Source organism: Mycobacterium sp. E342 (genome assembly GCF_001667665.1).
GTDB lineage: Bacteria > Actinomycetota > Actinomycetes > Mycobacteriales > Mycobacteriaceae > Mycobacterium.
The window spans coordinates 1-15,972 of sequence record NZ_LZJM01000227.1; the positions used below are offsets into that span (position 1 = coordinate 1).

Sequence of the window (15,972 nt, forward strand, 5' to 3'; positions counted from 1 at the left end):
CTCCCATTTCGGGAGCGGGGTTTTTATCTGGCGCTCCCGGCGCCAAAAAAGGCCGCCGCTGGATCCCCTCACTCCAGCGGCGGCCCTTTTCGCACGCCCGTCCGCGCTGACCGGCGGTCGATTCAGGGATGCCCCGTATTGCCGTCGGGGTCGGGGGGTCAGACCACAACACGGGGTCATCCGCGCTCTCGGATACCCTTCCGCCCGGATTACTAACCCGCTGTGACCGATGTCATGAAGCGGGCGGTTCAGGCCTCCAGGATCGCGGCCACGCCCTGCCCGCCCGCGGCGCAGATGGAGACCAGGGCCCGCAGCGGCTTGCCCGCGCCGCCCTTCTGATCCGCCTTCTTCTCCGCGAGCTGCTTGGCAGCCTGGGCGAGGATCCGCCCGCCGGTGGCGGCGAAGGGGTGGCCGGCGGCCAACGACGAGCCGTTGACGTTGAGCTTGGCCCGGTCGATTGAACCCAGCGCGGCGTCCAGCCCCAGCCGTTCCTTGCAGTAGTCCTCCGACTCCCACGCCTGCAGGTGCGCCAGCACCACGGAGGCGAAGGCCTCGTGGATCTCGTAGAAGTCGAAGTCCTGCAGGCTCAGGCCGTTGCGCCCCAGCAGCCGCGGCACCGCGTAGGTGGGCGCCATCAGCAGGCCGTCCCGGCCGTTGACGTAGTCGACCGCGGCGGTTTCGGCGTCCACCAGGAAGGCCAGCGGCTTCAGCGAGTGGGCGGCCGCCCACTCCTCGCTGGAAAGCAGCGCGACCGAGGCCCCGTCGGTCAGGGGGGTCGAGTTGCCCGCGGTCATCGTCGCGTCGCCGGACTTCACCCCGAACACCGGCTTGAGCTTTGCCAGCTTCTCGGCCGAAGAATCCGGCCGCAGGTTGTCGTCGCGATAGAGGCCGAGGAACGGGGTGACCAGGTCGTCGAAGAAACCCCGGTCGTAGGCGGCCGCCATGTTGCGGTGACTGGCGGCGGCGAGCTCGTCCTGGTCGACGCGCTTGATGCCCATCTGCTTGGCGGTGATCGCCTGGTGCTCGCCCATGGACAGCCCCGTGCGGGGCTCGCTGTTGACCGGTATCTGGATCCCGAGGTTGGCGGGCAGCGTGCCGAGCAGCCTCAGCCGCTGGACGTTGGACTTGGAGCGGCGCAGCTTGAGCAGCGTGCGGCGCAGGTTGTCGCCCAGGGCGATCGGCGGGTCGGAGGTGGTGTCGACGCCGCCCGCGGCGGCCACCTCATAGCGGCCGGACGCGATGCCGTCGGACGCGGCGATCGCCGCCTGCAGGCCGGTGCCGCAGGCCTGTTGCAGGTCGAATGCCGGCGTGTACGACGACAGCTCGGAGCCCATCACGCATTCGCGGGTCAGGTTGAAGTCCCGGCTGTGCTTGAGCACGGCGCCGCCGACCACCGCACCCAAGCGCTCGCCGGCCAACCCGAAGCGGTCGACCAGCCCACCCAGTGCGGCGGTGAACATGTCCTGATTGGACGCCTCGGCGTACGCGCCGTCGGATCGGGCGAACGGGATGCGGTTGCCGCCCAGCACGGCGACTCGTCGCCGCTGCGAGCTGCGCTGGTTGCTTGACTCGGAACTTGCAGGGGCCACTGTCTTCTCCGTGTATCTGCGGTCTGTTGGTTTTCCGGATGCCCGTTGGGGCCATACTACCCACTGTTCTTACTCTGAAGTAAGTTCGACCTCGATACGGTTGTGCTGTAGGCACACCCCCGACTGAGAAGCACATGGAAGGTAGCTCCGGTGGCTCCCAAGGTCTCGCCCGATCTGTTCACGCAGGTCGTCAACTCCGGTCCTGGATCGTTTCTGGCCAAGCAGCTCGGCGTCCCGCAACCCGAGACCTTGCGCCGCTATCGGCCCGGCGATCCGCCCCTGGCCGGGTCCCTGCTGATCGGCGGTGAGGGCCGGGTGGTCGAGCCGCTGCGCGCCGCGCTGGCCAAGGACTACGACCTGGTCGGCAACAACCTGGGCGGCCGCTGGGCCGACCAGTTCGGCGGGCTGGTCTTCGATGCCACCGGGATCACGACGCCGGAGGGACTCAGGGGGTTGTACGAATTCTTCACCCCGCTGCTGCGCAACCTGGGGCACTCGGCCCGCGTCGTCGTGGTCGGCACCTCGCCCGACACCGCCGCCGACCAGCACGAGCGGATCGCGCAGCGCGCGTTGGAAGGGTTCACCCGCTCGCTGGGCAAGGAGCTGCGCAACGGCACCACGGTGGCGCTGGTGTACCTGTCGCCCGACGCCAAACCCGCTGCGACGGGCCTGGAATCGACCATGCGGTTCATCCTGTCGGCCAAGTCCGCCTACGTCGACGGCCAGGTGTTCTACGTCGGCGAGGCCGACTCCACACCGCCGGCCGACTGGGAGCGGCCGCTGGAGGGCAAGGTGGCCATCGTGACCGGTGCGGCCCGCGGGATCGGCGCCACGATCGCGGAGGTGTTCGCCCGCGACGGCGCCCGCGTCGTCGCCATCGACGTCGAGTCGGCCGCCGAGGCGCTGGCCGAGACCGCCAGCCGGGTGGGTGGCACCGCGCTGTGGCTCGACGTCACCGCCTCCGACGCCGTCGACAAGATCACCGAGCACCTGCGCGAGCACCACGGCGGCCGCGCCGACGTGCTGGTCAACAACGCCGGCATCACCCGCGACAAGTTGCTGGCCAACATGGACGACGCCCGCTGGGACGCCGTGCTGGCCGTGAATCTCCTTGCCCCACTGCGCCTTACCGAAGGGCTGGTGGGCAACGGCACCCTCGGCGAGGGTGGCCGGGTGATCGGGCTTTCCTCGATGGCCGGCATCGCGGGCAACCGCGGGCAGACCAACTACGCCACCACCAAGGCCGGGATGATCGGCCTCACCCAGGCGCTGGCGCCCGAGCTCTACGGCAAGGGCATCACGATCAACGCCGTCGCACCGGGGTTCATCGAAACCCAGATGACCGCCGCCATCCCGCTGGCCACCCGCGAGGTGGGCCGCCGGCTGAACTCGCTGCTGCAGGGCGGCCAGCCCGTGGACGTCGCAGAGACCATCGCCTATTTCGCCAGCCCGGCGTCAAACGCGGTGACGGGCAACGTCATTCGCGTCTGCGGCCAGGCCATGCTGGGCGCATAGCTGCGAGGAGGAGAACGCGATGAACCAGCCGAGCGGCCTGAGGAACATGCTGCGCGCGGCGGCGGGGGCACTGCCGGTGGTGTCGCGCGGGAACCAGCTGCCGACGCGCACCGTGGCTATCGAGGAATTGCCCATCGACCGCACGAACGTGGCCGAGTACGCCGGGGTCACCGGCCTGCGGTACGGCAACACCGTGCCACTCACCTATCCGTTCGCGCTCACCTTCCCGGCGATGATGTCGCTGGTGACCGGGTTCGACTTCCCTTTCGCCGCAATGGGTTCGGTGCACGTCGAGAATCACATCACGCAGTATCGGCCGATCGCGGTCACCGACACCGTGGGCGTGCGCGTGCACGCCGAGAACCTGCGGGAGCACCGCAAAGGCCTGCTGGTCGACCTGGTGACCGATGTGAGCGTCGGCACCGACACCGCGTGGCATCAGGTGACGACCTTCCTGCACCAGCAACGCACCAGCCTCTCCGACGAGCCCAAGCCGCCGCCGCAGAGGCAGCCCAAGCTGCCCCCACCCAGCGCGGTCCTGCGGGTCAGTCCCGGCCTGATCCGTCGTTACGCCGTGGTCGGTGGCGATCACAACCCCATCCACACCAACCCGATCGCGGCCAAGCTGTTCGGCTTCCCGACCGTCATCGCGCACGGAATGTACAGCGCCGCAGCCGTATTGGCGAACATCGAAGCGCGGCTCCCGGACGCGGTGAAGTATTCGGTGAAGTTCGGCAAGCCGCTGGTGCTGCCCGCCACCGCGGGGCTGTACATCGACGAAGGCCATGACGGCTGGGATATCGCGCTGCGCAACATCGCCAAGGGCTACCCGTATCTCACCGGCACCGTGCGGGCGCTGTAGACGTTTCAGCCCGAGTGCGTCCCCACGCGCCCGCTGACCAGAAGCTTCAAGCCGTACGCACCGACCGCGGTGACCAGGAAGACCAGGAGCAGCCAGAGCGGCGGGCGGGCGAGCTCCCAGACGAAGATGGCCGCCCAGATCGGTGAGCCCTGCGTCACGGCGAGCACTCCGGCGGCGCCCGCCAGCGAGACCGTCGGCCCGTGCAGATGCATTCCGGCCGCCATGTTCATCGTCAGCACCAGCAGCGATCCCGCCGCCGCGCCGGTGGCCAGCGACGGCGTCAGCATGCCGCCGGCACCGCCCGCACGGAGGAACAGCGCGGTCAATAACGGCTTGAGGGCCAGGATCGCGGCGGCGGCGGACAGCGTGAGCCCGCTGGCCAGGCTGACGGTCAGGATGCTGCGGCCGTTGCCGGGCAACTCCGGCCACCAGTGCGAACAGATGCCCATCACCAGCCCGGCGCCGGCGAGCGCGGGGACCAGTACCCAGGTCCGCATCTGCGTGGCCGGCCGTGCCGCGGCCATCAACCGGTTGAACGCCAGCCCCACCACGAGCGCCAGCGGCGCCAAGATCAGCGCCTGACCGGTCAGTTCGAAGGACAGGTTCGCGTTGGGCCAGTCCAGGGTGGGCTGATCGTGCGTGACCGCCGAGCACACGGCCACGGCCAGGCTGGACGTGATCAGCGCGGCGCCCAGCGCCCGCGGTTGCCAGGTGGTCAGCATGATCCGCGCGGCGAACAGCGCGCCCGCCAGCGGAACGGCGTAGACCGCGCCGAGCCCGGCGCCGGCCGCGCACGCCAGCAGGATCTCGCGATCGCGTGACGTCAACCGTCCCAGCCACGTGGTGCCCCAGTCGCCCAGGGCCGCGGCGAACTGGCGGGGCGCACCCTCGCGGCCCAGGGACGCACCGGAGCCGACCAGCAGCACCTGCAGCAGCGCGTCGATGCTCCAGGAGAGCCGTGGCACCGGTTCCCGGCGGGCGATGGTTTCGGCCAGCGGCGGCACCGCGGCCCTGCGCCGCAACGCCCACCAGCCGACCCCCGCCAAGGCGCCGCCGATCATCGGTCCGACGGCACGGCGCACCGGGCTGCTCGCGGCCACGCCTGCCAGCAGCGCGCCGAAGGTGTAGTGGTAGGTGACGTGCTGGACGAAGCGCAGCACGAACGTCGCCGCCAGCCCGGCCACCCCGGCCAGCAACCCGACGATGACTACGGCGCAGAAGAATTCGGCGTTGCGGCGGGCGGGCGGTCGAGCCACACGTCGAATGTAGGGGCTAGCGGGCGCGAGCGCTGGGGCCGCCCTTCTCCGGCCGCGCCGCCGCGGCTGCCTCACGCTCTTCCGGCGCGCCCCGCAGGCCGTGCCAGAACAAGTTGATCATCAGCTCGGCCGCCTCGTCGGCGTCGATGTCGCCGGTGCTGAGCTGGTTGGCCATCGCCTCGCCCGCGCCCACCAGCGCCACCGCCATCATCTCGTTTTCGCGCTCGGTCCGCGGGGTGCGGCTGCCGGCCCGCACCAGCCCGGCGACCAGTTCGATGATCTGCTCCCGGCCCTCGCGGACCATGTGCGCGAACGCCTGCGAACTGGTGGCCTGGGTGTACATCACGATCCACGACGCCCGGTTGGCGTCGATGTAGCGCATGAACGACACGATGGTGTTGCGCAGCAGGTCTTTCGGGCTCTGCGTGAAGTCGATGTCAGCGCGCACCGCGTCGATGAACCGGCTCATTTCACGGTTCAGGCAGGCCCCGAACAGGTCTTCCTTGGAGCCGTAGTACAGGTAGAGCATCGGCTTGGAGATCTGCGCCTGGGCGGCGATGGCGTCCATTGAGGTCTCGTGGTAGCCGTTGACCGAGAACATCTGCACCGCGGCGTCGAGCATCTGCTGCTCGCGGACAGCGCGGGGTAAGCGCTTGGTGCCACCCGCCATCGCATGCCTCTCTTAGCCCCGCTATCTGACTCCAGGGTAAGCAACGCGCGTCGGGCGCACAGGCGTTCTAGTGGCCATGGCGGCGACCCGCTTCGCCCGGCTTCGCCGCGCTCGCGATCACCGCTAGTGGCCGCAGGCTGGGCTGCGGCCTTTCATCGTCGCCACGCGCCCGAGCGCGTCGTCGACCCGCTGCGCGGGCAGTTCGCCGGCGGCCACCGCCTTCTGCAGGCGGTCCAGGACGGCGGGCACCTCGTCGGTGGTGACCCAGAGCGCGACGTCGGTCCCGGCCTGCAGGGTGCGCAGCACCGCCTCGGCCACGCCGTACCGGTCGGAGATGGCCCCCATGCTGGACAGGTCATCGGTGAACACCGGGCCGTTGAACGGCGGGCCGCCGTAGCCGACGCCGTCCCGCAGCAGCCGCACCGCCGCGGGGCTCAGGCTGGCCGGTTCGTCGCCGGTCAGCCCGGGGACCTGCAGGTGGCCCAGCATCACCGCCACCGGGGCCGCGGTCACCAGCGTGCGGTAGGGCACCAGGTCGACGTTCTGCAGGTCGCCCAGGGGCGGGGTCACCACGCCGCCGGTGTGCGAGTCGCCCGAGCCGTGCCCGTGGCCGGGAAAGTGCTTGAGCACCGGCAGCAGCCCGGCGTCCCGCAGGCCCTGCGCGTACGCGCCGGCGTAGGCGGTGACCGTGTTGGGGTCGCCGCCGAACGAGCGGTCTCCGATCACGCCGTCGGTGGCGTCGGTGACGTCGACGACGGGGGCGAAGTCGACGGTGATGCCCAGGTCTTTCATCTTCTTGCCGCGCTCGGCGGCCAGGTCGTGGACCTGGGCGACGGTCTGGGTCTGGGCCAGTTCCCGCGGTGATGGCGCCGCGCCGATCAGCGACCGCAACCGCGACACCCGGCCGCCCTCCTCGTCCACGCTGACCGCGAGCGGGAGCGGTCCGGCCTTCGCCGCGATGTCGGCCAGCGGGCCCTTGAAGATCGAGAGGTCGGTCCAGCTGCCGATGAAGATGCCGCCGACGTGGTAGCCGTTGACCACCGACCGGGCGTCATCGGCGTTCTTCACCCCCACCATCAACAGCTGGGCCAGCTTGTCGCGGACCGGCAGCGTGGTGAGGTCACCGCATGCCGGCGGTGCGGGCGCGGCCGACGGCTTGCTGACCGAAGCCGACGGGCCGGGAGGCCGCGCGGCGTGGTGAGCGCAGCCCGCCACCAACGCCGACACGGACGCGAGCACGGCCAGGGTGCGCGAAAATGACATCGGGCCATGTTTTCATGGCGCTATCCGGGCCTCCGGATCTGGGGAGTGACGGGGTTTTCGTCGGGGGTTTTCTTCTTCGGGCGCGGGGGCACTCCTGGGCTGGTGCCAGCGGGGGTAGGGGGCAAGATGCCAGCGTTGACCGGTTTCACCGTGGCCGCCGCGGCCAGCATCGCGGTCGGTCTGTCGGTCGGCGTCGCGACCACCGTCGGCGTCACGCTGGCCGTCGCCGACCACGGCGCGGCGCCGGTGCGGGGCCGCCCCGCGCTGCTGATCCCGCTCGGTCCGCATCAGGTGCAATACGGCGACCGGTGCTTTCACCGGCACTGCCTGCCCTGACCAGGGCACCGGGGCGCAAACCGCGCTTCTGCTAGGTTGTCGCTAGGCCGTCGCCACGTTTCCCGATGCTGTAAGGAGCCTTGATGAACCGGATCATTGCGCCCGCCGCCGCGAGCGTGGTGGTTGGTCTGTTGCTCGGCGCGGCAGCGATTTTCGGGATCACGTTGATGGTGCAGCAGGACACGAAACCGCCACTCCCCGGGGGCGATCCGCAGTCGTCAGTGCTCAACCGGGTCGAGTACGGCAACCGTAGCTAGCGGCGATCGCAAGCGCGGCGAAGCCGGGCGTAGCGGGTCGCCGCCATCGGATTCCGGCGATCGCAAGCGCGGCAAAGCCGGGCGTAACGGGTCGCCGCCCTCGGAATCAGCGGCGAGGACGTGGTCCGACGCGCCGGCCTCGCGCTCGTCGGCCGCGCCCCTTTCGCGCCGGTGGCTGGGGTTGGCCGGCGCGATCGCCCTGCTGCTGAGCTTCGCCCAGTCGCCGGGACGGGTCTCCCCCGACACCAAACTGGACCTCACCGCCAACCCGCTGCGCTTCCTGGCCCGGGCTACCAACCTGTGGAACAGCGAGCTGCCGTTCGGGCAGGCGCAGAATCAGGCCTACGGCTACCTGTTCCCGCACGGCACCTTCTTTGCGGTCGGCCACCTGCTTTCCGTGCCGGGGTGGGTCACCCAACGGCTGTGGTGGGCGCTGCTGCTCACCGTCGGCTTCTGGGGGGTGTTGCGGGTCGCCGAGGCGCTGGGGATCGGCAGCCCGGCATCGCGCGTGATCGGTGCCGCCGCGTTCGCGCTGTCGCCGCGGGTGCTGACCACGCTGGGCTCCATCTCGTCGGAAACGCTGCCGATGATGCTGGCGCCGTGGGTGTTGCTGCCCACGATCCTGGCCCTGCGGGCGTCCACGGACCGGTCGGTGCGAGCGCTCGCCGCGCGGGCCGGCCTGGCCGTGGCGTTGATGGGCGCGGTCAACGCGATCGCCACCCTGGCCGGCTGCCTGCCCGCGGTGATCTGGTGGGCCTGTCACCGGCCTAACCGGCTGTGGTGGCGCTACACCGGGTGGTGGCTGGCGGCGCTGTTCTTGGCGACGCTGTGGTGGGTGGTGGCCCTGGTGATGCTGCGGGCGATCAGCCCGCCCTTCCTGGACTTCATCGAGTCCTCCGGTGTGACGACGCAATGGTCGTCGCTGACCGAGATACTGCGCGGCACCGACAGCTGGACCCCGTACGTGGCGCCGACCGCCACGGCGGGCGCGCCGCTGGTGACCGGCTCGGCGGCCGTCCTGGCCACCTGCCTGGTCGCGGCGGCCGGGTTGGCGGGGCTGGCCAGTCCGCCGATGCCGGCGCGGGGGCGGCTGGTGACGATGCTGCTGGCCGGCGTGCTGCTGATGGCGGCCGGCTACAGCGGCGGCCTGGGCTCGCCGGTGGCGCACGCGGTGCAGGCGTTCCTGGACGCCGGCGGGGCGCCGCTGCGCAACGTGCACAAGCTGGGGTCGGTGGTCCGGATCCCGATCGCGCTGGGCATCGCCCAGGTGCTGGGCCGGATACCGCTGCCCGGATGGGCACCGGCCTCGGCGTGGCTGCGCGCGTTCGCCCACCCGGAGCGAGACAGGCGGGTGGCGGTGGCGATCGTCGTGCTGACGGCGCTGATGGTGAGCACGTCGCTGGCGTGGACCGGGCGGCTGACCCCGCCGGGCACCTTCAGCGCGATACCCCGGTACTGGCAGGAAACCGCCGACTGGCTCGACCGGCACAACACCGGGACACCGGTTCCCGGCCGGGTGCTGGTGGCCCCGGGCGCGCCGTTCGCCACGCAGGTGTGGGGCACCAGCCATGACGAGCCGCTGCAGGTGCTCGGTGCCAGCCCGTGGGGCGTGCGCGACTCCATCCCCCTGACCCCGCCGCAGACCATCCGGGCACTCGATTCGGTGCAACGCCTGTTCGCCGCCGGGCGCCCCTCGGCCGGCCTGGCCGATACCCTTGCCCGCCAAGGTATTTCGTATGTGGTGGTGCGCAACGACCTGGACCCTGACACGTCGCGCTCGGCGCGTCCCCTCCTGGTGCACCGCGCAGTCGACGGTTCCCCGGGGTTGCAGAAGGTGGCGCAGTTCGGCGAGCCGGTGGGGCCAGGCACGCTGGCGGGCTTCGTCGCCGACAGCGGGCTGCGTCCGCGGTACCCGGCCGTCGAGGTATACCGGGTCGCCGGCGGCTCGGGCGCCCCGTACTTCGCCGACGTCGACCGGCTGCCCCGGGTGGACGGCGGGCCGGAGGTGCTGCTGCGCCTCGACGAGCGCCGCCGGCTGCAGGGCGAGCCGCCGCTGGGTCCGGTGCTGATGACCGCCGACGCGCGGGGCGCCGGGCTGCCGGTGCCGATGGTGACCGTCACCGACACCCCGGTGGCCCGCGAGACGGACTACGGCCGGGTGGACCAGCATTCGTCGGCGATCCGGGCCGACGGCGACGCGCGGCACACCTACAACCGGGTGCCCGACTATCCCGTCCCCGGCGCCGACCCGGTCGTCGGCGCCTGGACCGGCGGCCGGGTCACCGTGTCGAGTTCGTCGTCGGACTCCACCGCGATGCCCGACGTCGCGCCGGCGACCTCCCCCGTCGCCGCGGTCGACGGCGACCCGGCGACCGCCTGGGTGTCCAACTCCCTGCAGGCCGCCGTCGGGCAGTGGCTGCAGGTCGACTTCGACCACCCGGTGACCAATGCGGCGATCACGCTGACCCCCAGCGCGACCGCCGTGGGCGCGCAGGTGCGCCGCATCCTGCTCGAAACGGCGACCGGGAGCACGACACTGCGCTTCGACGAGCCCGGCAAGCCGCTCGCCGCGGCATTGCCCTACGGCGAGACGCCGTGGGTGCGGATCACCGCCGCGGGCACCGACGACGGCTCTCCCGGCGTGCAATTCGGCGTCACCGACCTGTCGATCACCCAGTACGACGCGTCCGGGTTCGCCCACCCGGTCGACCTGCGGCACACCGTGCGGGTCCCCGGGCCGCCGCCCGGTTCGGCCGTCGCGGGCTGGGACCTGGGTTCGGAATTGCTCGGCAGGCCGGGTTGCGCGCCGACGCCCGACGGTGTGCGCTGCGCGCCGTCGATGGCTCTGGCGCCCGAAGAGCCGGTGAATGTCAGCCGGACGCTGACCGTCCCGGCGCCGGTGTCGGTGAGCCCGCTGGTGTGGGTGCGGCCCCGGCAGGGGCCCAAGCTCGCCGACCTGGTCGCCGAGCCGGGCACCACCCGGGCGCGGGGCGACTCCGACCTGGTGGATGTCCTCGGCTCGGCGTACGCGGCGACCGACGGCGACCCGGCCACCGCGTGGACGGCGCCACAGCGGGTGGTGCAACACAAGACCGCCCCGACGCTGACGCTGACCCTGCCGCGGCCCACCGAGGTCACCGCGCTGCGGCTGGTGCCCAGCCGGTCGGCGTTGCCCGCGCACCCCAGGATGGTGGCCGTCAACCTCGGCGACGGCCCGCAGGTCCGCGCGTTGAAACCCGGTGAACCGCAGACGATCCCGCTGAACCCCCGGGTGACCGACAGCGTCGTCGTGAGCCTGCTGGACTGGGACGACGTGATCGACCGCAACGCGCTGGGCTTCGACCAGCTCAAGCCGCCGGGGGTGGCCGAGCTGACGGCGCTCGGCGCCGACGGCAACCCGATCGCGCCCGCCGACGCGGCCCGCGACCGCGCGCGCGAGGTCGCCGTCGACTGCGACCACGGTCCGGTGATCGCGGTCGCGGGCCGGTTCGTGCACACGTCGATCCGCACCACCGTCGGCGCGCTGCTCGACGACGAGCCCATTGCCGCGCGGGCCTGCGACCGCGATCCCATCGCGCTGCCGGCGGGCCAGCAGGAGCTGTTGGTCAGCCCGGGCGCCCAGTTCGTCGTCGACGGCGTCGACCTGTCACCGGCCGCCCCCGCGATGACCGCCCCGCAGCCCACCACCGCACCTGCCGCCGCGCTGCCGGTGTGGCGGGCGTGGGGTCCGGACCGCCGCGCGGTGCAGGCTCCCCCGTCGGCCGCTTCGCGGGTGCTGGTGATCCCCGAAAGCATCAACCCTGGGTGGGTGGCGCGCACCGCCGCCGGGGCCCGGCTGAACCCGGTGGCCGTCAACGGCTGGCAGCAGGGCTGGGTGGTGCCCCCGGGAGACCCCGGCACCATCACGCTGACCTTCCCGTCCAACACGCCGTACCGAGTGGGGCTGGCGGTGGGGCTGGCCTTGCTGCCGCTGCTGGCCCTGCTCGCGCTGTGGCGCAGCCGGCGCCGTGGCGTCGCCGACGCGCCCGCGCGGCCGTGGCGCCCGGGGGGATGGGCGGCGGTCGGGGTGCTGGGCTGCGGGGCGGTGATCGCCGGCGCGGGCGGGGTCGCCGTGGTCGGGGCCGCCCTGAGCCTGCGGTACGCGCTGCGGGGCCGGCGGCTGGACCGCGCGACGATGGCGCTGAGCGCCGGCGGGCTGATCCTGGCCGGGGCGGTGCTGTCCCGCAATCCCTGGCGATCGGTCGACGGCTACGCGGGCCACTCCGCGAATGTCCAGCTGCTGGCGCTCATTTCGCTGGCGGCGCTGGCGACTTCCACGGTGGTTCTGCCCGAACGGGTCCGCCCGGCCCGCGACGAATAGCCGGTTAGGGGTATTGGCTGCCGGTTTACCGCCTGCTTGACTGGATATGCGGGTCTGTGTGACCGCGACCGTCCGAGGAGATACGGCCATGGGCTGGTTTTCCGCACCCGAATATTGGCTCGGCAGACTGGTGCTCGAGCGCGGCGTCGCCGTGGTCTACCTGCTGGCGTTCGTCGCGGCCGCGGCCCAGTTCCGCGCGCTGATCGGGGAGCACGGGCTACAGCCGATCCCCCGGTTCCTTGCCCGGCAGTCGTTTTGGCGGGCGCCGAGCGTGTTTCATCTGCGCTACTCCGATCGCCTGTTCGCGGCGGTGTCCTGGTTCGGCGCCGCGGTGGCGGCGGCGATCGTCGCGGGCGGGGCCGATGCGGTGCCGCTGTGGGCGGCGATGCTGATGTGGCTGACGCTGTGGGTGCTCTACCTTTCGATCGTCAACGTCGGGCAGACCTGGTACGCGTTCGGCTGGGAGTCGCTGCTGCTGGAAACCGGCTTCCTGATGATCTTCCTCGGCAACAATCACGTGGCTCCGCCGCTGCTGACGCTGTGGATGGCCCGCTTGCTGCTGTTCCGGGTGGAGTTCGGCGCGGGGCTGATCAAGATGCGTGGCGACCCGTGCTGGCGCGACCTGACGTGTCTGTACTACCACCACGAGACGCAGCCCATGCCGGGGCCGTTGAGCTGGTTCTTCCACCACCTGCCCAAGCCGCTGCACCGAATCGAGGTGGCGGGCAACCACTTCTCGCAGCTGGTCGTCCCGTTCGGGTTGTTCGCGCCGCAACCGGTGGCCAGCATCGCCGCGGCCATCATCGTCGTCACCCAGCTGTGGCTGGTGGCGTCGGGGAACTTCGCCTGGCTGAACTGGGTGACGATCCTGTTGGCCTGCAGCGCGATCGACGACTCGGCGGTATCCGCGTTGTTCGGCTTGGCCGGCCATGCCGCGCCGTCGGCGACGCCGCTGTGGTTCGTCCCGCTGGTCATCGCGTTCGCGGCGGCGGTGCTGTTCATGAGCTACTGGCCGGTGCGCAACATGTTGTCACCCCGCCAGCGAATGAACATGTCGTTCAACTCCTTTCATCTGGTCAATACCTACGGCGCGTTCGGCAGCATCGGCCGCGTCCGCCGCGAGGTGGTGATCGAGGGCACCGACGACGCACACCTCACCGACCGGACGGCCTGGAAGGAATACGAGTTCAAGGGCAAGCCCGGCGCCGTGCGTCGGCTCCCCCGGCAGTGGGCGCCCTATCACCTGCGGCTGGACTGGCTGATGTGGTTCGCCGCCATCTCGCCCGCCTACGCGCAGCCGTGGCTCACACCGTTCCTGCAGCGCCTCCTGCGTAACGACCGGCCCACCCTTCGGTTGTTGCGGCACAATCCGTTTCCGGATTCGCCGCCGCGGTACGTGCGCGCGCTGCTGTACGAGTACCGCTTCACCACACCCGCCGAGCTGCGCCGTGAGCGAGCCTGGTGGCATCGGACGCTGATCGGCGGCTACGTCCGGCCGATGGCGCTGCCGACGGCGACGTCACAGCACGGCTGAGCTCTGGTAGGACAGGGCTCCGGTGCCCGCCAGCTTCCCGCCCGCCACGATCAAATATTCGTCACGGATGGGCTTTCCGGCGAAGAAGCATTCCAGGATCTCGCGGGTACCGGCGGCGTAGCGAGCCTGAGCCGACAGCGTTGTGCCCGAAACATGCGGTGTCATCGCGTTATTGGGCATAGTCCGCCACGGGTGATCCGGTGGTGGCGGTTGCGGATACCAGACATCTCCGGCGTAGCCCGCGAGCTGACCACTGCGGAGGGCGGCGGCGATCGCTTCGGGGACGGTCTCCTCGCCGCGTGCGGTGTTGACGATGTAGGAGCCCCGCCGCATCGTTGACAGCAACTTTTCGTTGAACATCTGGCGGGTGGCTTCGTACAACGGTGAATGGATCGAGACGATGTCGACGGACTTGACCAGCGATTCGACGTTGGGGTGAAACGTGACGTCCAGTTGCTTCTCTACTTCCGCTGGCAGTCGGCGCGTGTCGGTGTAATGCAGCTTGACGTCGAACGGCGCGAGCCGACGCAGCACCGCACGTCCGATCCGGCCGGCAGCGATCAACCCGACGTCCATGCCCTCCAGGTCGTACGCCCGTTCCACGCAATCGGCGATGTTCCAGCCGCCCTCGACGGCCCACCGATGCGACGGGATGAAGTTGCGCACCAGCGCCAGGATCTGCATCACGGTGTGTTCGGCGACGCTGATGCTATTGCTGTAGGTCACCTCCGCCACGGTGATTCCGTGCTGTTTCGCCGCCTCGAGATCGACGTGGTCGGAACCGATGCCGGCAGTCAGCGCCAGCTTGAGATTGGGCGTCTTCGCGATGCGCTCCTTGGTCAGGTAAGCCGGCCAGAATGGTTGCGAGATAACGATGTCTGCATCGTGCAATTCTCGCTCGAATTCCGAATCGGGTCCGTCCTTGTCCGACGTCACCACCAGTTCGTGACCCCCGTCTTCGAAGAACTTGCGGAGCCCCAGCGCACCCGAAACGCAGCCGAGGAGCTCGCCGGGGGTGAAGTCGATCGCCGAGGGGGTTGGCACGGTGTTGCCGTCGGGGTAGCCATCAATTCCCGGAACGGTGTCTCGCGCATATCGCGGCGGATAGCCGTTCACGGGGTCGGGGTAGAGCACCATCACACACTTGGCCACGAGAATCCTCCTTGATGGGCAACGACTTCCAGTCTTGGCGGGCGGGGGTGGGATCGTCCAAGACCGGATTCCGACCAGCCGATAGGCGGTGCCGATCAGGCGAGCTCAGGGCCCGTCGAGCGTGTCGGCGATGCGAGCCTCGAACGCCGTATGCCTCAGCGCCCGGGCCAACAACGAGCCCGGCTCGGTCCGGTTTGTCACCAGCGCGATCAACGCCGTGACGGACGGGCGTTCCAGCCGCACCACGTTGACCCCCGCGGGGGCGCCCAGGGTGTGGATCCAGGGCTGCGGAATGATGCTGGCCCATCGGCCGGTGCGGACGTGCGCAAGCAGCGCCACCACAGAGTCGGTCTCCAGCTGCGGGGTCACCTCGAGGCCTTGGGTGGCCAACGCGTCATCGATGACGCGACGGCCGCGCATGCCCTGCGTCAGCAGACACAGCGGCAGTTCCAATGCGTCCGACCAAGTCATGTTCTCGGGCTTTCCGTCGAGCAACTCCGCGCTCGCGAGCAGCACCGGCTGCTCGTGGTACAACGGGGTGACCAGCATGTCGGCGGTATCCTGTTGGTCCGGATAGAGAATGCCCGCGTCCAGTTCGAACCGGCGGACCCGTTCGATGATTCCTGCCGAACGGAGGTTGACCTCGAGTTGGACCCGAACGAACGGATGCGCCGCGCAGAACGGATCGGTAAGCAGCGCAACGGTAGTCGAGGCAGCGGGCACCACCCCGAGCCGCAGTTCGCCGGTCAGGCCGGTCTGCAGCGCCGTAACCTCCTGTCGCAGGGCGTCGCGGTCGGCCAGGATGCGTCTGGCCCAGGGCACCAGCCGCTCGCCCTCGGGAGTGAGGCCTTCGAACTTCTGTCCACGCCGCACCAGCGGGACGTTGAGCTCCTGTTCGAGCTTGCGGATGGCCTCCGACAGCGCGGGCTGCGAGACGTAGCAAGCGCTCGCCGCGCGCGCGAAGTGGCGCTCCTGAGCGAGCGCTACGAAATACTCCAGCTGACGGAATAGCACGGACCATTCGACCACGCGCAGAGGCGGCGCTGTCGCTAGGCCGCGTCGTCATCGTCGTCGTGCCGTAGGAGTTTTTCGGGGTGGTGGTAGGCTGGGAGGACGGCGGCTACGGGCTGATCGAGTGGAAAATGGACCTCGAGCTCGGCGCGCACTACTAAACCCCG

12 protein-coding genes are annotated in these 15,972 nt (G+C 70.5%); 6 read left to right on the forward strand and 6 right to left on the reverse strand.

The annotated features are described in order from the left end of the window. Window positions 1-248 precede the first annotated feature (248 nt). Window positions 249-1,589, reverse strand: a complete 1,341-nt coding sequence (locus A5692_RS17575; RefSeq protein ID WP_068058114.1) for an acetyl-CoA C-acetyltransferase — start codon at window positions 1,587-1,589, stop codon at window positions 249-251. A gap of 150 nt (window positions 1,590-1,739) precedes the next feature. Here A5692_RS17575 and A5692_RS17580 point away from each other — a divergent pair, with 150 nt between their 5' ends. Next, complete coding sequence (locus A5692_RS17580; protein WP_068058116.1) at window positions 1,740-3,104, forward strand: 3-oxoacyl-ACP reductase; 1,365 nt, start codon at window positions 1,740-1,742, stop codon at window positions 3,102-3,104. Window positions 3,105-3,123: 19 nt separating this feature from the next. Next, window positions 3,124-3,966, forward strand: a complete 843-nt coding sequence (locus tag A5692_RS17585; RefSeq protein ID WP_068058118.1) for a MaoC/PaaZ C-terminal domain-containing protein — start codon at window positions 3,124-3,126, stop codon at window positions 3,964-3,966. A 5-nt stretch (window positions 3,967-3,971) separates the two neighbouring features. On the opposite strand, the gene A5692_RS17590 is transcribed toward A5692_RS17585, so the two are convergent. The 3 genes from A5692_RS17590 to A5692_RS17600 all read right to left on the reverse strand — a co-directional run bounded on the left by A5692_RS17590 (window position 3,972) and on the right by A5692_RS17600 (window position 7,155). Next, window positions 3,972-5,222 carry a chloride channel protein gene (locus tag A5692_RS17590; RefSeq protein WP_068058120.1) on the reverse strand — a complete coding sequence of 417 codons (1,251 nt, stop codon included), beginning with the start codon at window positions 5,220-5,222 and terminating at the stop codon, window positions 3,972-3,974. A gap of 16 nt (window positions 5,223-5,238) precedes the next feature. After that, a complete protein-coding gene (locus A5692_RS17595) occupies window positions 5,239-5,892 on the reverse strand; it encodes a TetR/AcrR family transcriptional regulator (protein WP_068058122.1) in 654 nt (217 codons plus the stop codon). A 123-nt stretch (window positions 5,893-6,015) separates the two neighbouring features. Then, window positions 6,016-7,155: a glycoside hydrolase family 3 N-terminal domain-containing protein gene (locus A5692_RS17600; RefSeq protein WP_068058124.1), complete on the reverse strand. Its 1,140-nt coding sequence runs from the start codon at window positions 7,153-7,155 to the stop codon at window positions 6,016-6,018. Window positions 7,156-7,290: 135 nt separating this feature from the next. On the opposite strand from A5692_RS17600, the gene A5692_RS17605 reads away from it, so the two are divergent. The 4 genes from A5692_RS17605 to A5692_RS17620 all read left to right on the forward strand — a co-directional run bounded on the left by A5692_RS17605 (window position 7,291) and on the right by A5692_RS17620 (window position 13,642). Beyond that, entirely contained in the window at window positions 7,291-7,491 is a 201-nt protein-coding gene (locus tag A5692_RS17605) for a DUF2613 domain-containing protein (RefSeq protein ID WP_068058126.1), read from the forward strand. Between the two features lie 83 nt (window positions 7,492-7,574). Beyond that, entirely contained in the window at window positions 7,575-7,748 is a 174-nt protein-coding gene (locus tag A5692_RS17610) for a DUF2613 domain-containing protein (protein WP_065443914.1), read from the forward strand. Window positions 7,749-7,923: 175 nt separating this feature from the next. Further along, window positions 7,924-12,108: an alpha-(1->3)-arabinofuranosyltransferase gene (locus A5692_RS17615; protein WP_068058128.1), complete on the forward strand. Its 4,185-nt coding sequence runs from the start codon at window positions 7,924-7,926 to the stop codon at window positions 12,106-12,108. Between the two features lie 88 nt (window positions 12,109-12,196). Beyond that, window positions 12,197-13,642: a lipase maturation factor family protein gene (locus A5692_RS17620; RefSeq protein WP_068058130.1), complete on the forward strand. Its 1,446-nt coding sequence runs from the start codon at window positions 12,197-12,199 to the stop codon at window positions 13,640-13,642. On the opposite strand, the gene A5692_RS17625 is transcribed toward A5692_RS17620, so the two are convergent. Next, window positions 13,628-14,794 (reverse strand): NAD-dependent formate dehydrogenase, encoded by a 1,167-nt coding sequence (locus A5692_RS17625; RefSeq protein WP_068058133.1) that lies wholly within the window; start codon window positions 14,792-14,794, stop codon window positions 13,628-13,630. The two genes, A5692_RS17620 and A5692_RS17625, sit on opposite strands and share 15 nt — an antisense overlap. A gap of 105 nt (window positions 14,795-14,899) precedes the next feature. After that, complete coding sequence (locus A5692_RS17630; protein WP_068058135.1) at window positions 14,900-15,808, reverse strand: LysR family transcriptional regulator; 909 nt, start codon at window positions 15,806-15,808, stop codon at window positions 14,900-14,902. Window positions 15,809-15,972 lie beyond the last annotated feature (164 nt).